Here is an 18220-nt window from a genome sequence, read left to right on the forward strand (position 1 = left end):
GGCTGGGACCCGACACGACGGAGGATTCATAGTATGCCGCTAGAGGTTGGCACTCTCGCGCCGGATTTCACGCTCAAGGACCAGAACAACCAGCCCGTCACCCTGTCGGATTATCGCGGCAAGAAGAACGTGCTGCTGGTGTTCTATCCGCTCGCCTTCACCGGCATCTGCCAGGGCGAGCTGTGCAAGGTCCGCGACGAGCTGCCCAAGTTCCAGAACGACGACGCCGAGATCATCGCGATCTCCGTCGGCCCGCCACCCACCCACAAGATCTGGGCCGCGGAACAGGGCTACCTGTTCCCCCTGCTGTCAGACTTCTGGCCGCACGGCGCCGTCACCCAGTCCTACGACGTCTTCAACGAGAAATCCGGCTACCCCAACCGCGGAACCTTCGTCGTCGACAAGTCCGGCTACATCACTTTCGCGGAGATGAACGGCCCCGGACAAGCCCGTGACCAGGCGGCTTGGGAGAAAGCCCTCGCCGCGCTAGATTCATAACCCGACACCGCCGGTACTCCCCGGCGGTGCCAGGGCGTATAGCTCAGCGGTAGAGCACTGGTTTTACACACCAGCGGTCGTAGGTTCGATCCCTACTGCGCCCACAGGTTTTTGAACAGGTCCACCATCGGGTCTCTCGGTGTGACCGCCGCAGCTGCAAGACGGGGGATCATGCTCTCGCTCGATGCAAATCCTGAGACTCCGAGTCACTCGGCGTCGACCGACTCTGTGGTGCACGCATATGTTTTTGCGCTGGATCCCACACCCACCCAGCAGGACATGCTCCAGTCACATTGCGGTGCACAGCGGTTCGCCTACAACTGGGGTCTGGCGATGGTTCGGGCCGTCCTCGCGCAACGTGACGCCGAGCGCTCGTACGGTGTCGCGGAGCCAGATCTGACTCCGCACGTGAACTGGTCGGCCTACGCACTCCGCAAACGATGGAACGAAGCCAAACCGGCAGCGGCTCCGTGGTGGTCGGAGAACTCGAAGGAGGCTTACGCGAGCGGGCTGGCCAACTTGGCCACTGCGTTGAGCCGTTGGGCAGGCGGGCGGGATTCCGGCATGAACCGGGTTCGTCGATTTCCCAAGTTCAAATCCAAGCGGAGTCGGCAGTCTTGCCGATTCTCGACCGGGGCGTTCGGTCTGGTGGCCGCCGACCGACGACATGTCAAACTCCCCAGGATCGGTGTGGTCAGGACTTGGGAGTCGACCCGGGCGTTGGAACGGCGCATCCGAGCGGGGGTGGCACGAATCCGTTCTGCCACCGTCAGCTTCCGGAACGAGCGTTGGCAGGTTTCGTTCTCGGTCGAGCTGTCCGGACTCCCGCCCGCGCCTCGCGGCCGACGGATTCCCGTTGTAGGTGTCGACCTCGGGATCAAGCACTTGGCGATCCTGTCGGTGCCGATCCCGGGAATCACCGATGAGAACGGATTCGTCGCCGCACCACCGGATGTCGAGCGCGCCACGAAAAAGCTTCGGCGGCTACAACGTCGCGCCTCACGTCGGTGCGGTCCCGATAGGCGGATCAGCCGCACACCGTCTCGACGTTGGGAGAAGACCCGAGCAGAGATGGCGCGGGTGCACAAACAGCTGACGAATGCCCGGAAAGACAAGCTTCACCAGCTGACTACCCGGCTGACCGCTGCCTGCGAATCCATAGTCATCGAGGATCTACACGTGGCAGGAATGATTCGAAACCGAAGGCTTAGCCGCAGCATTCAGCGTGCGGTGTGGGGAGAGCTACGCCGCCAACTCACCTACAAGGCGGGCTGGCGAGGAACCTCGCTGATGGTCGCCGACCGGTTCTACCCCAGCTCGAAGACATGCAGCGGATGCGGCGCAGTGAAAACCAAACTGCGCCTGTCCGACCGCGTCTTTCGATGTGGAGATTGCCATGCTGAGCTGGACCGCGATATCAACGCGGCCAGAAACCTGGCCTCGCTGGTCCATCGGCAGGACAGGACGTCCGCGGCGAGTTGCGTCGGGACGCTAAACAAGCCTGATGGAAACCCGCGTAAGTCCGGCGTCATGTCGGCAATGGGTACTGCCACGGGTAGGCCCCCGAGGTCAACGCCACGTAGCAATGCGGCGGCTGTCTGATGAGACAACGGTTCGATCCCCTCTGCGCGCCGTCGCGATTCGGCAGAATCCGTCACCACCAGGTGAGCTAGTGCTCGCAATCGGTATGAATCGGCGGCCAGTAGAAGGTCGTGGAGCAGGCGAGGCAGGTGTGCGTTCGGTGATGTCCGCCGATCCGGAGGCAGGGCATCACGCTGACGAGCGACCGGCCCGCCCCGAGTCGGTGCCCGTTCGGGGCGGACTTTGGTGGGTCCGCATCCCAGTTTCGCAGGGTTCAATCCCACCAAGTCACGACTGCCATACGACGTTGGGCAGCCTCGATGTAGAAGCTTCGTAGGGTGTAGAGGTGCGGGGCCAGGTACTCAGCCGGATGGCACAGCAGGCTTGATGTCTGGTCGTCGAACGCCTGACGCGCCTGGTCGGCGTCGGCGGGAAGCGCTGCCAATGCTCTCTGAAAGTCCACCTCCAGCAGGGTCTTCGATATCTGGGCAACTTCGGAGAGCTCTGTCACGGTGATCGGGTGCGCCAGTATCGTGTCCGGGTGCCGGCGGTAGTTGGGATTGAGCTCTTCGCGCCCGGCGAGCGCGTTCCGCACCGTATCCAGGTAGTCGGCGTCGACTCCTGCCAGTTCAAGCACGCGCAGCAATGGAGACCCCGCCCAGTCCAAGTCTCGGTAGTCCGATGCAGGTGCACCGTCGAAAGAGCACAATCGGTCGACCTCTTCGGCCGAAGACCGGCAGAGAGCCAGGTGCTCGACGGAAATCCGAGCGAACTGTTGCGTCAGCGCCACGTGGTCATCCTGCCCGACTGTGCGCTGACCAGCATGAATATCTGGTGACGGATAGCTTGGTCGACCCGCCGCTTCTCGCCGGCTCGGGCGTCACGGGTCTTGACAGATGCGGCGGTCAGCCACACCTCCGCCGCGCCGGCCGAGTCACGTCCGTCAGCTCATGTCCCGAACACAGCAGTCAGTAGTCGAGGGCGTGTTCTGGCTGGCAGACGTACAAGGGGGATGGCAGGTATCGGACGATGGCGTCCAGGAGTGGCGTGATGTCGTCGCTCGCGAGGGGTGTGCCGCACAGGATGGGCACGATGTCACCGTTGCGAGTGTGGCGACGGATGCGGTTGTGCAGGTCTCGGAGGGTGAGGGAATCCGCGGGGTCTTGGTCGGTCAGGGTCTCGACGAGTTCGCGGTACCACCGTTCGGCGGGTTCCCCATGGCTTCCGATGGATTCGAGCAGCACCATCGGGGCCAGGTCGATGACGTCGTCGAAGCCGGCGCCGGTGCCTACGGGGATCTGTAATACCAACGGCGCTGCCCCGCGCGTCTCGGCGATCGTGCGAACACAGCGGTCGAAGTCGGCGCTGGGGTGATCGAGCCCGTTGACCAGGCACAGGCGGGCGACCTGGTGGTCGTCGGCGACTCGCAGCATGGTTTCGAGCCGCGGGGTGCTGTGCGTGGCGGCGTTCACGACCACGACTACTCCGTCGGCTACCCGGATGGATCGTTCCAGGTCGGCGATGCGTGCGTCGCTCGATAGCTCGGCGACGCGAATCGTGTGCTCGATACCGTCCGTCGACCAGCGGACCGTGTTCTCCGTGTCGCCGACACATCGGCGCAGGCGGTGGACCACTCGCGCCGTCGCCTCGGGTTCGCCGATGATCGTGACATTGCGGATCGACTGCGGGTCAATAGCTTTGGTGTCCATCGCGGGTACTCCAGGTCGACGTCGAGGACCTACTCGATCCGCTCACCGTACCTGCGCCCGAGCAGCGCCGGAACGGAATTCCGCCCCAAAGTAGAACGTGTTCCTATACCGTCGGCCTCGTGCAGAAAGAACAACGCCCCGCCGTGGCTGACTGGTTCACTGCGGACGACGGCCAGGTACGCCTCAAGGGAACTCGCTGCAACGATTGCGGCACGCCGTACTTCCCGAAGAACACGCTCGCCTGTCGCAATCCGCAATGCACAGGTACCCATGACGGCTCCGAGCTCGTCGAGTACCTGTTCTCCACGCGTGGCCGGATCTGGTCGTACGCGGACGCTCGATACAAGCCGCCCGCGCCCTATGTCTCGGCCGATCCCTTCGTGCCCTATGTCGTCGCGGCGGTGGAGCTCGAGGTCGAGCAGATGGTGATTCTCGGACAGGTCGTGCGCGGTCTCACGGTGTACGACCTGGCCGTTGGCATGCCGGTCGAATTGACCATCGGCACGCTGTACGAAGACGAGGACGCAGAGCACACGGTGTGGATGTGGAGGCCGGTCAATGACTGATACCAATGATCGCGATATCGCCGTCCTCGGTGCCGGCATGCACCCGTGGGGCAAGTGGGGGCGCAATTTCGTCGAATACGGCCTGGTAGCCGCGCGTGCGGCGCTGGCCGATGCCGGGTTGGACCACCGCGATGTCGGCTACATCGCCGGCGCGGACACCATCCGCAACGGCTACCCCGGGTTCGTCTCCGGCGCGACTTTCGCGCAGGCGCTCGGCTGGTCGGGTGCGCAGATCTCGAGCAGCTACGCCGCCTGCGCCTCCGGCGCACAGGCCATCGCCAACGCGCGCGCCCAGATCCTGGCCGGGCTGTGCGAGGTGGCGCTGGTGGTCGGCGCGGATACCACCCCGAAGGGCTTCTTCCAGCCGGTCGGTGGCGAGCGCCGCGACGACCCGGACTGGTTGCGCTTCCATCTGCTCGGTGCCACCAACCCCATCTATTTCGCGCTCTATGCCCGCCGCCGCATGGCATTGCACGGCGCCACCCTCGACGACTTCGCCGCGGTCAAGGTGAAGAACTCCAGGCACGGCCTGAACAACCCGAATGCCCGCTACCGCAAGGAAGTCTCGGTCGAGGAGATCTCCGCCTCGGCGGTCGTGTCGGACCCGTTGCGGCTGCTCGACATCTGCGCGACCAGCGACGGCGGGGCGGCGCTGGTGCTGACGTCGATGGACTACGCGCGTCGCCACGGCATCGCGGATCCGGTTCGCATCTCGGCGCTGTCGACGGTGACGCCGACGTTCCCGAAAACCGTGCTCGATCTGCCGGACTTCTCGACGGACTCCGCTGTGGCCGTCGAGCCCCCGTCACGTACCTTCCGGTCGGCCATCGCGCACGCCGCCTACGAAGAGGCCGGTCTCGGTCCCGCCGACCTGTCCTTCGCCGAAGTCTATGACCTGTCCACCGCCCTGGAACTGGACTGGTACGAGGACATCGGGCTCTGTGAGACGGGCGAGGCGGAGGCTCTGCTGCGCAGTGGCGCAACGACATTGGGCGGACGGGTACCGGTGAACCCCAGCGGCGGCCTTGCCTGCTTCGGTGAAGCCATTCCCGCACAGGCGATCTCGCAGATCTGCGAGCTCACCTGGCAGTTGCGCGGCCAGGCCGACGGCCGCCAGGTGGACAACGCCCGCGCGGGCATCGCGGTGAATCAGGGCCTGTTCGGTCATGGATCGGCCATCATCGCCACTCGCTGAACCCAGGGTCGGCTGACCGAAACCCCGGGCTCTGTCCGGGGTTTCGGAGTCACCGCACACTGACCAACGGTTCCGGCACTTCGGTGGCTTCGCGCTCGGCCGTCAGGTCAGCCACCCGATTCCGGGCGACCTCGAGTGACCGCCGCAGCCGCTCGCCGCCGAATTCGTCGTTGCCTGTGTAGACGAACTCGACCTCATCGATGCCGATGAAACCCAGAGCCGTGCGCAGGTACGGCTCGACGTGATTCGCGCTCGCCAGCGGACCGCCGACCTCGTAGCCGGCGTCGCCGGTGCCGACGATGACGAAGGCACGCTTGCCGGAGGTGAGTGGTGTGTACGGTGCCGCGGCCTCGGGGTCGAAGGCGAAGGTGCGGCCGACCCGGACGATTTGGTCGATGTAGGCCTTCAGCATCGCCGGCACCCCGAAGTTGTACATGGGGACGCCGAGCACCAGCACATCGGAGGCGAACAGCTCGTCCACCAGATTGTCGCTGTAGGCCAGGACCTCGCGCATCTGCGGGGTGCGCTGCCCCGGTGTGGTGAAGGCGGCGGCGATCCAGTCCTCGGTGAGGTGTGGCGGCGGTTCGTGGCCGAGGTCGCGGCGGATCACCGTGTCACCGGGCCGACCCTCGCTCCAACGGTCGACGAAATCCCGGACCAGCGTGCGGGTGTGTGAGCGCGACCGGCGCGGGCTGGCATCGAGCTGAAGTAGCTGGGCCATGTGGAGGTACTCCTGTCTGGGCTGGGTTGCCTTGCGGTACCGAGCCTGCCCGACAGGGAATATTCGCGGAAGAACGCACATTTCTGTTACTCGGTACCCTTTTTTATACCTTTGCCGGTGAGACGAGGATGTGGCATGGCGACACGTAAGCAGGATCTCGATTTCGACTGCCCGGTCGAGGTCACCCTCGATGTGATCGGCGGCAAGTGGAAGGGCATGATCGTCTTCCATCTGAGCGAGGGAACGGCGCGGTTCAACGAGATGCGCCGCGCCATGCCGCACGTGACCCAGCGAATGCTCACAGCGCAGCTGCGTGAACTCGAGCGCGACGGCGTGCTCACCCGCGCCGTGTATCCGGAGGTTCCGCCCCGAGTCGAGTACGAGCTGACCGACTTCGGTCGCGGTCTCGTCCCGATCATCGCGCTGATGGAGACCTGGGGTGAGCAATACCGGGAGCAGCTGCGTCAGCCGGATGTTGTCGGCCTAGCGGCGCCGTCGGGAACTGCGTAACAACGCGCGAACGTTCGAGCGGTCTCGATCCGCGGCAACCGCTGCGGATCGAGACCGTACTCATTCGCCGACGCCGCTAGGCGACGAAGTCTCGGACCTGGGCGAAGACCGTGCTCGCGGCGAGTAGGGAAAGGTGGCCGATACAGCCGGTCTTGGTGTTGGCCGCACCGTTGAGGATGACGCTGTCATCCGGGTTGATGATCTCGTCACAGGGCGACCACCAGGTTCCGTATTTCACGCTGCCGGGGGTTTCGTCGCCGCTGTTCAATTGCGCCAACAAGCTCGAACCGGGTCGCATGTCCTCGCAGGAATAGTCCCAGCAGCCATAGGCGATTTCCGTACCGTGGTTAGGTCCGCCGATGGAGACCCAGTCGTCGACATAACGGGCGCCGTCGAGGAACTTCAGATACCAGCGACTGTTGACGCCGCCCATCGAGTGGCTGATGATGTCGATCTTGGTGGCGCCGGTGGCGACCCGCAGCGCATCGGCCTCGGCTTTCACTTCCTGGGCGATCACCTTGTTCGATTGAGCGGTGTCGTAACTGAAGGTGCGCAAGTGGGCGGCGCTGTAGCCGGCATCTTCGAAACGGGAAACCATGAGGTCCCAGTTCCAGTCCGCCCCTTGCCATCCGTGCACCAACAGGATCGGATTTCGCTCCGGCGCGGCGGCCGCTCGATGCGGCGCGAAGGTAAGGGTGGCCGCCGCTATTGCGACGAAAGTGATTGCGGTGATGCCGATTCGGCGCATCATCGAGCTGATGTTCATGCCCGGTCTCCTTGTTCGGCCCGTCCTCGCCGGACGAGCAGAGCGACCGTAACAACGCGCGAATCCCGATCACCTCAAATTTGAAGTATTCGTTATTCACCTTTCGATTAACAAACCTCAACGAATGGGCCGTGGTGAGGCGCGGGGGTATCGCTCGCCACCCGCACAGTGCTTGCGGTCCTGATCGGCCACAGCGTCGCCGCCGCACGCGACCACCCGCGCCACCTCACCGTGAAAAATGGGGTGAGCGGAGTGCGGGCCGCGCCGCAGAATGACTCATGCTCATCGACCACTGGCCCCTGTACGGACTGCGGCTCACCACGCCCCGTCTGGAACTCCGTCTGCCCTCCGGTGACGAGCTCGCCGCGCTGGCCGATCTCGCGGCAGAAGGCGTCCACGACCCCGAACGCATGCCCTTCTCCGTCCCGTGGACAGATCTCGCTCCCCCCGAACGAGCACGCTCGGTGGTACAGCACCACTGGCTCCAACTCGGCACCTGGGCGCCCGACAACTGGGCACTGAACCTCGCGGTATTCGAGCACGGCCGAATCGTCGGCCAGCAGACGATCGCCGCCCGCGACTACGCGACCCTGCGTGAGGTCGACACCGGCTCCTGGATCGGCCTTCGACACCAAGGCCGAGGCATCGGCACCGAAATGCGTGCAGCGGTCCTGCATCTCGCATTCGCAGGATTGCAGGCCACCGACGCGGTCTCGGGTGCCTTCGCTGACAACCCGTCCTCGTTCCGAGTCTCCGAGAAGCTCGGCTACGAACCCGACGGGATCCAGCGCCTCACTGTGCGGGAGAAGGTCACCGTCATGCGCCGAGTGCGTCTCCCGCGCACGAAATGGGAGAGCCGACAGCGAACAACCGTCAGGATCGACGGACTCATCCCCTGTCTGCCCCTGCTCGGCTCCGCGTGATCTGCCTTCGAGCGGCCGGCTGGATTATCGGCCGCTCGAAGGCACCTAGGAAGCGACTCGATGGGTGTCGCCGACGGTCACTGTGCACTGGCCGTCTTCGCAGGAGCGCTGGAGTCGGCCCCTCGACAAGGTCTGCATCAGCCCGATCGCCCAGCACGTCGGACACCCGCGCAGTGCGACCACACCGACGGGCAGCAACAACAGACCGATCGGGCCGACGACCGGGATGAGCGCCACCGACCCGACCAGCGCGGCGAACCCCACCCCGCCGCGCACCAGGTGCTCGAACATGGACTTACTCGCGAAATCATCGCTCATCGTTTCCTCCAGCAGCGTCACCAGGTGCGGCCTGTAGAGCGTGTTGAACTGCCGCCCGCGCCCGGTGCAGCCGCGATTTCATCGCCGCCGTGCTGAGCCCGAGCGCATCGGCGACCATCCGCCCGCTGTAGCCCTGAATGTCGCGCATGATCAACACGCTGCGCTGGTCCGCGGGCAACGCGGCGACCGCGGCCGCCACCCTGCTCGCTTCCAGTCGTTGCAGCACCTCATCTTCGGCCGAAGCAGCAGAAATATTGTCCTGCACGGGGATTCGGACCGACAGACTCGTCCGCGCGCGACGCAGGCACTCGTTGCGAACGATCCGGAACATCCACGACGCCAGCGCACCGGAGGCCCGCAGCATCCCGATCTTGCGATACAGGATGATCAGCGCCTCCTGCGCCGCATCTTCGGCGTCTTCCGGTGTGGCACACAGGGAATGAGCGAACCGCTGAATATGCGGATGCGAACCCGCCACCAACGCCGCGATCGAATCCACGTCCCCACCCTGCGCGGCGACGATCAACTGCTGATCGGGCCAGCGCGACTCACTCACGCCCAGCTCGTTTGCGCTTGACCACGACCATGCACGTGCAGAGCAGCACCAAGCCGACGACAACACCGATACCGATGACCACAACAAACCTCCGTGTCCCGTCCCGACGTCCGTCGCGACACACATAAGAGGCACCTGCGATGCGGATGGATTCACCCGCGCCCGAAATCTGCCCACGCTACGTTCGCCCGACCCAACCAGATTTGTCGACACGTCACCGATGGATCTCGCGGTCCGCATCGAGGAACCGGCCGCGTGCTACTCGACATATTCCGACCTATCGTCCAACGACAACACCAGGGTGCACTGTGTCGACGCCACGCCGAATGCCCGGACCGCCGACATCGACGTCGACCACCTCGTCGGCGCTCTCGCCGTCGACAGCCGGACACTGTACGTGGCCGAGAGAGGTGGCAATCGCATATCTGTTGTCGACCTTGCCACAGGCAAGGTGACAAAACAGTTCGATGTCGGCGCGAAGCCGATCGCGATCGCGGTCGACCCCGCCTCGGGCACTGCGTATGTCGCCAACAGCGGCGCCGACACGGTCACGGTGGTCAGCCCGGAATGAGCGACCGATTTATTGCTTCTCCGGAGACCATCCTGGAACTCGGCCGCAACTTCAGCGACGCGAACACTCGCATCGGCAGCACGTCGGACGATCGCGAGATCGACAACGTAGTCGCAGGTCTCAGCCAATCTGCGTGTGCGCAAGCGTGCGCCGATGGCGTGATACGTGCAGGCGGCATGATGTCGACAATTGCCGATCACTGGCAAGTGATCGGTGAGGGCGCGATCAAGAGTTCCATTGCCTACGCCGAACTCGATGCCGAGTACGGACCGCCGTTGGTGCCGCTGAAATTCGTGCATCGTTCCGCGATTTGCCGATGACGTTCACCGGGGATTCGGGCCCGAACGAAAAGTTGTGTTGCACAGCCTTTCCGGTCGACTGTCTCAACGCCATCACACGCAAAAGTGCCGACACGATATCGGAGGAGGAATCAACGAAGTACTTTCCGGGTGGCGGGGGCGAAACCCGACGAGATGCGCGCAGGCACTGCATCTTCCTGGCAATGATGACGTCGTGGGGACCGAGACCTTCGCGCGTTGTGTCGGCGAAGCACACGAGCGCGATCACAAGCATCCCGACGCCGAGTCGATCGACCCGGACAAGCGGCGTTACGCGACCGCGGCCGAGAGGATGGACCGCTACAACAACGAGACGGGTATCCAAGTAGGGCTTCGGCACGAAGACGACACCGCGGGCATCATCGCGGAGTGCGTGACGTTGACACGGTCGGCCCAGCGGGCGCACATCGACTACATGCCCGAACCGAACAAATCAGGACGGGACTTGATCTTCCTCCTCGAGTAGGCACGATGTCGCACGCGGCTCGCCACCACCGCACCGTGCCCGAAATCTCGTTGGCAACCGACGCGCATCTCGGTATCGTTCGAATCATGCACACAGGCACCGCGATGATGAAGCCCTGGTCGCTCCGCTGACGGCGGCGACCCGCATTCCCGCTATTTTCTGACGCCGCTGTCCCGGGTATTCATGCCGGGCGGTCATTTGTGCTGTCCCGGCTCCTTCCTCGAGCTGCGGAGAATCTGTGTCTATCTCTCATATCGGCCGATCCGGCATGTCCACCCATCTTCCGGCCGGCGCGCACGCCCACATCAGGGCGACGTCGATCCAGGTCACCCTCGGATCGCGAGCGGTGCTCAGCGACGTCTCACTCACGGTGTCGGCCCGTTCACGGCTCGCCATCGTCGGGGAGAACGGGCGTGGCAAAACCACGTTGTTGCATGTGCTGGCTGGGCTGCTCATCCCGGATGGCGGCTCGGTCACCCGGGTCGGCACCGCGGGTGTTGCCCAGCAGGCCATAGCTTTTCGCGCGGGTGAGACCGTGGGCGACCTGGTCGCCGAGACGATCGAACCGGCGTTGCGCGCACTGCGCGACCTCGATACCACCACCGGATCGCTCACCGACGGACAACCGGGGGCCGACGACGCCTACGCGGCGGCCCTGGACGCCGCCACCCGGCTCGACGCCTGGGATGCCGAACGCCGCGTCGACATCGCGCTGTCGGCGCTGCACGCCTGCACCGACCGGGATCGCCCGTTGGCGACGCTGTCCGTCGGGCAACGCTACCGAGTCCGGTTGGCGTGCCTGCTCGGGTCCACCCAGGACAACTTGCTGCTCGACGAACCGACGAATCACCTCGACCGGGACGGACTCGAATTCCTGACCGCTCGCCTGCGGGCCCATTCCGGCGGACTGGTGGTCGTCAGCCACGACCGTGCGCTCCTGCGTGATGTCGCCGAGGAGTTCCTCGACCTCGATCCCAGCCAGGACGGTCGCGCTCAGCTCTTCGCAGGCGGTTACGCGGGTTGGCAGGAGGGCCGGGCTCGCGCGCGCGACCGATGGGAGCACGAATACGAGGAGCAACGGACCGAGCGTGCGCGCCTGCAAGAAGCGGTAGCCGGTGCCCGTGACCGTCTCAGCACCGGCTGGCGACCGGACAAAGGACACGGTAAGCATCAACGCCAGTCGCGGTCACCCGGTCTCGTACAGGCCCTGAAGCGACGACAGTCCGATCTCGAGGCTCATGTCGTCACCGTCCCCGAACCTCCTCTGCGACTGCGCTTTCCCGAGTTGCGCGTGCGCCCCGGCACACCCATCCTCAGCGCGGACGACATCACGGTGACCGGTCGCCTCGGCTCCCCCGTGACGCTGTCTCTCGAAGCAGGCGAACGTCTCCTGATCACCGGCCACAACGGCGCGGGCAAGTCCACCCTGCTCGCCGCACTCGCGGGCGCGCTCGAGCCGTCCACCGGCACCGTCCGCCACCACGGGTCTGCCCGCATCGCGCTGATCGGCCAAGAAGTCCCCGCCTGGGACCCCGACCTGACCGCCCAGGACCTCTACGACCAGCACACCCGAAACTTACAACTACACAACACCATCGACCCGATTCCGCTCACCGCCACCGGCTTGCTCGAACAACGATCCCGCCACACCCCCGTCGCCCGCCTGTCGCAGGGCCAGCAACGCCGCCTCCACCTGGCCATCCAGCTAGCCGCCCGCCCCCAACTCCTACTCTGCGACGAACCGACCAACCACCTGTCCATACCCCTGGTCGACGAACTCACCACCGCCTTCTCGACCACCCCCGCCGCCATCGTCGTCGCCACCCACGACCGCCGAATGCTCACCGACCTATCCCATTGGCCCCACCTTCCACTCACCTGAAGCCGCCACCGACGGCGACAATGAGATACCAGCACCCTTCGGGAGGACGACAGTTGCGCAAGCAGAGTTCTGAGATGTCGCGCGGGGCGCGGATGGCGGCTCACGGTGCCGTCTCTGCTTCCCTTGCGCTGCACAGTGATGCCGAACTGAGCGAACTCGTCGATGCCGCAGTGCCGCTGGGGTCCGGGATCGGTGGGAAATCGGCTTTGCTCGAGGTCTGCGGGGTTCCGGTCTTCGTCAAGCGGGTGCCGCTGACCGATTGGGAGCGGCGGCCGGAGCACGTCCGGTCCACGGCGAATCTGTTCGGGCTGCCGATGATCTGCCACTACGGCATCGGCGGGCCCAGCTTCGGCGCCTGGCGAGAACTCGCCGTCCACGCCATGACAACGGGCTGGGTGCTGGCGGAGGAGTTCGACGGGTTCCCCGTGATGCACCACTGGCGGATACTGCCGGACTCGACGCCCCTGCCCGACGAACTGGCCGATGTCGAGCGAGTCGTGGCGTACTGGGGTGGTGAATCGGCTGTGCGCCGCCGGATCGACGCTCACCGGCAGTCCTCCGCGAGCATCGCGCTGTTCCTGGAATACATTCCGCAGAACTTGCATCAATGGCTGGGCGCGCAGATCGACGCCGGCGCCGATGCCACCGACCGCGCCTGCACCATGGTCGAACGCGAACTGCACGCTGGGATCGCGTTCATGAACAGCCGCGGCCTGCTGCACTTCGACGCCCACTTCGAGAACATCCTCACCGATGGACAGCGTCTCTATTTCGCCGATTTCGGCCTGGCGATCTCCACCCGATTCGACCTGTCGCGACAGGAGATCGACTTCTACGACCGGCACCGCACCTACGACCACTGCTACACGGTCTCCTATCGGACCCGATGGCTGGTCACCGCCCTGTATGGAGGCGACGACCGCACCGAACGAATAGCCGCGTACGCCCGAGACGAGCGCCCCACCGGAATCCCCGAGATACCCGCATCGATCATCGCTCGTGATGCCCCGCTCTCCGTGGTCATGGCGGACTTCTTCCATCGACTCCAACAGAAGAGCAGGCAAACCCCGTACCCACGGGAGGAGCTCGACCGCATCCTCCGAATCAACAGCTCAGCCTGATCAACCGGGCATTCGCGCGAACCGGGCCTGCGCGCGACTCACCGATGACGAGCGGTGATGAGCCAAGCGCGGGAGTCGAAGTACACGCCGCTGTCGGTCTGATGGTCGGCCAGGGTCTCGCGCAGCCGCGCACGGGCTCGCTCGGCTTTGACGGGCTCGAGGTCGGCGAGGAAGGCGGTGAACCCCGTCAGGCGCAGCAGGTTGTCGTAGGCGGCCGCACTGTCGGGGCCGTAGTACACGGGCTCGTCGATCTCGGTGAAGCCGATGTCGGTGAAACCCGCTGTCACCAGCATGGATTCGGTGGCCGTCGGGTCGGCGAGCGAGAACGGCCCGCGACCGGGCGTGGCTATCGCGGCGGCGAGGACGTCGCTGAACACCGATGCCCACTCGTTGCGGTCATGGCCTTGCCAGACCAGCCACGCGAGACGACCCCCTGGACGCAGTGCGTGCGCGATGTTGGTGAACGCCGCGACCGGATCGGCGAAGAACATCACACCGAACCTGCTGATGCACAGGTCGAAATACGCTGGCGAGAAAGGCTTTACCTGTGCGTCTGCCAGTTCGAAACCGATATTCGACGGCCCTTCGTCGTCGCTGATCCGACGCGCTTGTTCGAGCATCACCGCCGAGATATCGACCCCGACCGCACTCCCGTCGACGGCCGCACGGGCCGCCTCCCGAGTGGTCTGCCCTGTGCCACAACCGATGTCGAGCACGCGGTCAGCAGCACCGAATCGCGCGGCTTCGAAAAGGTGCACGTTGTGCAGACGTAGTTCGGCGTCGTAGTCGAACAGATCCATTGTCGTCCTCCGGAAGCTGTGTCTTCGGTGCGAGCCTCGGGGGGCGGCACGCACTCGGTCCATCTCACCATCCCCCGCATTCGCGCACCCCGCCATCGCGGCCGCGTTCCTATCCACGTGACACCGACGCGGCGACCCGCCAGGATGGGTCGATGTCGACACGAGAACTCGTCGTCCTCGGCACAGCCGGAGCTGTGCCCACCCGCCGCCGCAACCACAACGGCTACCTCCTGCGCTGGGACGGGCAGGGCGTGCTGTTCGATCCCGGCGAGGGCACCCAGCGCCAGATGGCACATGCCGGCGCATCCGCGACCGAACTGAATTGGCTGTGTATCACCCATTTCCACGGCGACCACTCGCTGGGCGTGCCCGGCATCGTGCAGCGGCTGGGTCGCGACGGGGTGCCCCATGACGTGCACGCCGTCTACCCCGCAGAGGGTGCCGAGTACTGGGAACGACTGAGGTACGCGACGAGCTATTACGGCTCGCCCGGCCTGGTCGAGCACCCGGTGAGTGGCCCCGGCGAAACGCTGCAGGGCAACGGTTTCACCCTCACCGCGCTTCCCCTGGCCCACAGCATCCCCACCTACGGCTACCGCCTCGCCGAACCGGACAGCCGAACGTTTCTGCCCGAGAAGCTCCGCGAGCACGGCATCTCCGGCGCCGCGATCCGTGAGCTGTCGGGGCCACTGCTCGAGGAATGCTCAGCACCGCGACCGGGCCAGAAGGTGGCTTTCGTCATGGATACTCGCCTGTGCGACAACGTCTTCGAGCTCGCGGCCGACGTCGACATGCTGATCATCGAATCCACCTTCCTCGACTCCGAGACAGATCAGGCGCACGAACGCGGCCACCTCACCGCCCGCCAGGCGGGCGAGGTGGCGCGCGCCTGCGGCGTGAAAACCCTTGTTCTGACCCATTTTTCAGAGCGATACACCGAGCGCGAGGATCACCTGTTCACCGAACAGGCAGCCTTTCCCGGCGCCGTCCTCGCCCACGATCTCGACCGCGTCGCCCTGCCTGCGCGACGCACGGACAGCTGAAGAGGGCCGCATGCCGCTGCGGCTGTGTTGACGCGGCCACCGCGTGCGGTGATCGTGGCGCCGGGCTCGAGGCCGTCGAGCGAGGTCACGACCGTCTTGCCGGGGTCGGCTGACCTCGGCGCGCTTCGAGTGCATCCAGGATCAGATCCAGACCGAAACCGAACTCGCCCGAGTAGTCGTAACCGGGTCGCAGGGCGTGGTCGACGATCATCTCGGTGAGATACGGCAACTCGCCTGCCGGAAGGTTCGCGAGGATCGCGCCCGCGACATCCTCGACGTCCGCAGGCACGGACACGGGCAGGTTCGCTTCTTGCAGGACGAACCCGCCGACGTAGCTGTCGATCAGCGAGACAGCATGCGCGGCCATCGGCAGCGAAAACCCCGCCTCCCGAAGAACTCCCAGGACCGCATCGTGATGGCTTCGACTCCCCCACGGTCGGCGACCCGAATCGCGGCATCCAGCACACGATCCCGCGGACGTCGCCCGTCCACCGAAGCTCTTGCGCATCACCGAGTTCCTTCGGATGGACCGGATCGTGGACTGAGATCGCGCCGAGTATCGAACTACTCGGTCGACACGTTGCGCTGCAGCGTGACGTGCACAACCGCGTCCTCGCGGGCGACGAGCCGGTGTGGATCACCGCCGGTGATGTAGATCGTGGTCCCCGGTTCGAGGCGATGCGCCTGCGTCGTCGCACCGGAAGTGACATCCAGATCGATCACCCCGGACACACAGCTGATCAGGATCGGACCGGGCGCGCGGTGCTCATCGAGCACCTGGCCCTGCCGGAAGCTGATGCGTACCAGGGTTATTCCCGGCCCGTGCAGGATGCGCTGCGCGTTGGGCAGGTCGCCGTCTTTGGGCTGCCACGCGGTGGTGCCGGTGGCGATGGGGGTGCTGGTCTCGGTGGTCATGCGCTCGGCTTCCTGGCGATGATGGCGATGGCGATGAGTGCGCGCCGGTGGGTGTTGAAGGTGGCGCGCATGGCGAGCACGCGTTGCCGGGCCGACCGGTCGCGCAGCACATTGCGGACGATCCGCGCGGTGCCGAGCAGGCCTTCGTCAGCGAGCACCCGGCGTGGTCGCAGCAGCGCCATCGGCGCGAAAGTGACTGTCTCGATCTCGAATCCGCCCGCGGTGAGCAGGTCGGTCCATTCCGCGCGGGTGAGTGGCCGTGCGTTGACCTTGATGGAGCGGGCGAGCGCCTTGCGGATCTCGGTCTTGATGCCGTCGTCGAGATCGTCCGGGGTCAGCGCCAGTTCGTGAATGGCGTAGCGCCCGCCCGGCCGGAGCACGCGGAACGCCTCGGCGATGATCGCGGACTTGTGCGGGTCGGTTTGCATCGTGAGCATCGCCTCGCCGACGACCGCGTCGGCCGAGCTCGACTCCAGACCGGTGTCCGCGGCATCCCCGGTGGTGACGGTCCCGGCGGTCCCGATCACCTCGGCGCTGCGGGCAGCGGCGGCGGCGTCCGCTTCGACGCCGCGATAGCTGGCGGGGACACGGCCCAGGATGGCGGTGGCCGTCTTGCCGAGACCGGGGGCCAGTTCGACCACATCCGCACCGGGCAGGTGCGCGGCGTCGAGCATGCGTTCGGTCAGCTCGATTCCGCCCGGGCGCAGCACGCGCTTGCCGAGGCGGGCGAGCAGCCAGTGTCCGGGAATGTGCGCGGAGTCGCGGTGGTCGAAGGGCAGTGGTGTGTTCACAGGCGTCTTCCTGTCGGTTCGGCCGCGGGATGCGGCGGTCCTACAATCAAGCGAGAAGTGATGTCGTCAGGTGGTCGTCGCCGGACCGGATCGGCGCCGGTCATGGCGCGAGAGGAGCGCCGATGGTCAGCACACCCCGGCAGCGGGACAGGGTGTTCGCGCTGGTGCGTGATTCCCTCGAACCCTTGGACGCGCCGGTCGTCAGCCAGGCGCTCGGCATCCACATCACCACGGCGCGCTTTCATCTGAACGCATTGATCGACGCGGGCCAGGTGGAGGGCACGTGGCTGCCGTCGGAGACGGTGGGTCGTCCACGCAAGGGCTATGTGGCGGTCGGCACGGATCCCACCGCACCGGTGCTGGCCGCCCTGCTGGCACAGCTGGGCGACACCACCGAGGCCCGGCGCGCGAAAGCCACTGCGGCAGGACGGATGTGGGCGGACACCCTGACCGATCTCGGTGAGCCGACCACCGACCTGCCCGATCCGGTCACGGTCGTGACCACGACGCTGACCCGGCTCGGCTTCCAGGTGTCCTCGGCGGTGTCGAGTTTCGGCACCCACGAGATCCAGATGTGCAACTGCCCGCTGCGGCGCATCGCGCGCGATGCGCCCGAGATCGTGATCGGCCTCCAGCAGGGGATGATCGAGCGGATTCTCGAGCGGCATTCGCCCGCGCTGGCTTCGCAATTCGCGGTCGAGGTCCGACCCGACACCACTGGGGATTGCGGTGTCACCCTGCGGCTGAGCACCAGGTCGACACAGACGGCGCCGCTCGCGCGCTGAGCCCTGCGCTGCCACTTTCACCACCCTTCCCGATGCTCGACCCGGATCCCACTGATCCGCGGCAGACCTTATTTAAATGAATCTTGACCGATGCCGTAAGGCTAGGCTAACTTACTGCCATCAACTGGGATTTTGCCAGGAATCTGGAGTGTAACTCCGGTCACC

The 18220-nt window shown here is 65.5% G+C and carries 23 protein-coding genes and 1 tRNA gene; 14 read left to right on the top strand and 10 right to left on the bottom strand.

Going from position 1 to position 18220, the window contains the following annotated elements; translation table 11 throughout:
- Positions 1-33 precede the first annotated feature (33 nt).
- The 3 genes from ACFXKN_RS24005 (at position 34) to tnpB (ending at position 2100) form a co-directional block, all read left to right on the top strand.
- Complete coding sequence (locus ACFXKN_RS24005; protein WP_056821170.1) at positions 34-498, top strand: peroxiredoxin; 465 nt, start codon at positions 34-36, stop codon at positions 496-498.
- Positions 499-530: 32 nt separating this feature from the next.
- Positions 531-602: transfer RNA gene (locus ACFXKN_RS24010), tRNA-Val, on the top strand.
- A gap of 37 nt (positions 603-639) precedes the next feature.
- The gene (tnpB, locus tag ACFXKN_RS24015) at positions 640-2100 is read left to right on the top strand and encodes an IS607 family element RNA-guided endonuclease TnpB (protein WP_379433871.1); all 1461 of its coding nucleotides are present in this window, start codon (positions 640-642) and stop codon (positions 2098-2100) included.
- A gap of 253 nt (positions 2101-2353) precedes the next feature.
- Here the strand turns inward: tnpB and ACFXKN_RS24020 are convergent, their stop codons facing one another.
- Both ACFXKN_RS24020 and ACFXKN_RS24025 read right to left on the bottom strand, forming a co-directional pair.
- Positions 2354-2869 carry a hypothetical protein gene (locus tag ACFXKN_RS24020; RefSeq protein ID WP_378952138.1) on the bottom strand — a complete coding sequence of 172 codons (516 nt, stop codon included), beginning with the start codon at positions 2867-2869 and terminating at the stop codon, positions 2354-2356.
- Between the two features lie 178 nt (positions 2870-3047).
- A complete protein-coding gene (locus ACFXKN_RS24025) occupies positions 3048-3788 on the bottom strand; it encodes a GTP-binding protein (protein WP_378952141.1) in 741 nt (246 codons plus the stop codon).
- Positions 3789-3907: 119 nt separating this feature from the next.
- Here ACFXKN_RS24025 and ACFXKN_RS24030 point away from each other — a divergent pair, with 119 nt between their 5' ends.
- Positions 3908-4354 (top strand): Zn-ribbon domain-containing OB-fold protein, encoded by a 447-nt coding sequence (locus ACFXKN_RS24030; protein WP_378952144.1) that lies wholly within the window; start codon positions 3908-3910, stop codon positions 4352-4354.
- A complete protein-coding gene (locus ACFXKN_RS24035; RefSeq protein WP_378952147.1) occupies positions 4347-5549 on the top strand; it encodes a lipid-transfer protein in 1203 nt (400 codons plus the stop codon). The genes ACFXKN_RS24030 and ACFXKN_RS24035 overlap by 8 nt, the downstream gene beginning before the upstream one ends.
- Positions 5550-5598: 49 nt before the next feature.
- Here ACFXKN_RS24035 and ACFXKN_RS24040 read toward each other — a convergent pair whose 3' ends face one another.
- A complete protein-coding gene (locus tag ACFXKN_RS24040) occupies positions 5599-6270 on the bottom strand; it encodes an FMN-dependent NADH-azoreductase (RefSeq protein ID WP_378952150.1) in 672 nt (223 codons plus the stop codon).
- 135 nt (positions 6271-6405) lie between these two features.
- Between ACFXKN_RS24040 and ACFXKN_RS24045 the strand changes: the two genes are divergently transcribed.
- Entirely contained in the window at positions 6406-6780 is a 375-nt protein-coding gene (locus ACFXKN_RS24045; protein ID WP_378952153.1) for a winged helix-turn-helix transcriptional regulator, read from the top strand.
- A 76-nt stretch (positions 6781-6856) separates the two neighbouring features.
- On the opposite strand, the gene ACFXKN_RS24050 is transcribed toward ACFXKN_RS24045, so the two are convergent.
- Positions 6857-7546 (bottom strand): esterase/lipase family protein, encoded by a 690-nt coding sequence (locus ACFXKN_RS24050; RefSeq protein ID WP_378952156.1) that lies wholly within the window; start codon positions 7544-7546, stop codon positions 6857-6859.
- A gap of 278 nt (positions 7547-7824) precedes the next feature.
- Here ACFXKN_RS24050 and ACFXKN_RS24055 point away from each other — a divergent pair, with 278 nt between their 5' ends.
- Positions 7825-8469: a GNAT family N-acetyltransferase gene (locus tag ACFXKN_RS24055; protein ID WP_378952159.1), complete on the top strand. Its 645-nt coding sequence runs from the start codon at positions 7825-7827 to the stop codon at positions 8467-8469.
- A 45-nt stretch (positions 8470-8514) separates the two neighbouring features.
- Here ACFXKN_RS24055 and ACFXKN_RS24060 read toward each other — a convergent pair whose 3' ends face one another.
- Positions 8515-8787: a hypothetical protein gene (locus ACFXKN_RS24060; protein WP_378952162.1), complete on the bottom strand. Its 273-nt coding sequence runs from the start codon at positions 8785-8787 to the stop codon at positions 8515-8517.
- Positions 8777-9343 carry an RNA polymerase sigma factor gene (locus ACFXKN_RS24065; protein ID WP_378952165.1) on the bottom strand — a complete coding sequence of 189 codons (567 nt, stop codon included), beginning with the start codon at positions 9341-9343 and terminating at the stop codon, positions 8777-8779. Before ACFXKN_RS24065 ends, ACFXKN_RS24060 begins: the two co-directional genes overlap by 11 nt.
- A gap of 220 nt (positions 9344-9563) precedes the next feature.
- Between ACFXKN_RS24065 and ACFXKN_RS24070 the strand changes: the two genes are divergently transcribed.
- From ACFXKN_RS24070 to ACFXKN_RS24090, 5 genes are all read left to right on the top strand, one after another.
- Positions 9564-9914 (top strand): YncE family protein, encoded by a 351-nt coding sequence (locus ACFXKN_RS24070; RefSeq protein ID WP_378952168.1) that lies wholly within the window; start codon positions 9564-9566, stop codon positions 9912-9914.
- Positions 9911-10234: a hypothetical protein gene (locus tag ACFXKN_RS24075; protein ID WP_379433872.1), complete on the top strand. Its 324-nt coding sequence runs from the start codon at positions 9911-9913 to the stop codon at positions 10232-10234. The genes ACFXKN_RS24070 and ACFXKN_RS24075 overlap by 4 nt, the downstream gene beginning before the upstream one ends.
- Before the next feature lie 193 nt (positions 10235-10427).
- The gene (locus tag ACFXKN_RS24080) at positions 10428-10718 is read left to right on the top strand and encodes a hypothetical protein (protein WP_379433873.1); all 291 of its coding nucleotides are present in this window, start codon (positions 10428-10430) and stop codon (positions 10716-10718) included.
- A 268-nt stretch (positions 10719-10986) separates the two neighbouring features.
- Positions 10987-12600: an ATP-binding cassette domain-containing protein gene (locus ACFXKN_RS24085; protein WP_378952936.1), complete on the top strand. Its 1614-nt coding sequence runs from the start codon at positions 10987-10989 to the stop codon at positions 12598-12600.
- A 74-nt stretch (positions 12601-12674) separates the two neighbouring features.
- Entirely contained in the window at positions 12675-13721 is a 1047-nt protein-coding gene (locus ACFXKN_RS24090; RefSeq protein ID WP_379433874.1) for a protein kinase family protein, read from the top strand.
- 38 nt (positions 13722-13759) lie between these two features.
- Here the strand turns inward: ACFXKN_RS24090 and ACFXKN_RS24095 are convergent, their stop codons facing one another.
- A complete protein-coding gene (locus ACFXKN_RS24095; RefSeq protein ID WP_379433875.1) occupies positions 13760-14521 on the bottom strand; it encodes a class I SAM-dependent methyltransferase in 762 nt (253 codons plus the stop codon).
- Between the two features lie 152 nt (positions 14522-14673).
- On the opposite strand from ACFXKN_RS24095, the gene ACFXKN_RS24100 reads away from it, so the two are divergent.
- A complete protein-coding gene (locus ACFXKN_RS24100) occupies positions 14674-15564 on the top strand; it encodes a ribonuclease Z (protein ID WP_379433876.1) in 891 nt (296 codons plus the stop codon).
- 85 nt (positions 15565-15649) lie between these two features.
- On the opposite strand, the gene ACFXKN_RS24105 is transcribed toward ACFXKN_RS24100, so the two are convergent.
- From ACFXKN_RS24105 to ACFXKN_RS24115, 3 genes are read right to left on the bottom strand one after another with little or no spacing between them, the layout of a single operon-like run.
- Positions 15650-16072, bottom strand: a complete 423-nt coding sequence (locus ACFXKN_RS24105) for a TetR/AcrR family transcriptional regulator C-terminal domain-containing protein (RefSeq protein ID WP_379433877.1) — start codon at positions 16070-16072, stop codon at positions 15650-15652.
- Positions 16073-16128: 56 nt separating this feature from the next.
- Positions 16129-16479, bottom strand: a complete 351-nt coding sequence (locus tag ACFXKN_RS24110; RefSeq protein WP_378952189.1) for a cupin domain-containing protein — start codon at positions 16477-16479, stop codon at positions 16129-16131.
- Entirely contained in the window at positions 16476-17270 is a 795-nt protein-coding gene (locus ACFXKN_RS24115) for a methyltransferase domain-containing protein (protein ID WP_378952192.1), read from the bottom strand. Before ACFXKN_RS24115 ends, ACFXKN_RS24110 begins: the two co-directional genes overlap by 4 nt.
- A 122-nt stretch (positions 17271-17392) precedes the next feature.
- Between ACFXKN_RS24115 and ACFXKN_RS24120 the strand changes: the two genes are divergently transcribed.
- Positions 17393-18055: a transcriptional regulator gene (locus tag ACFXKN_RS24120; RefSeq protein ID WP_378952195.1), complete on the top strand. Its 663-nt coding sequence runs from the start codon at positions 17393-17395 to the stop codon at positions 18053-18055.
- Positions 18056-18220 lie beyond the last annotated feature (165 nt).

The sequence above is a fragment of the Nocardia sp. NPDC059195 genome (assembly GCF_042754695.1).
GTDB lineage: Bacteria > Actinomycetota > Actinomycetes > Mycobacteriales > Mycobacteriaceae > Nocardia.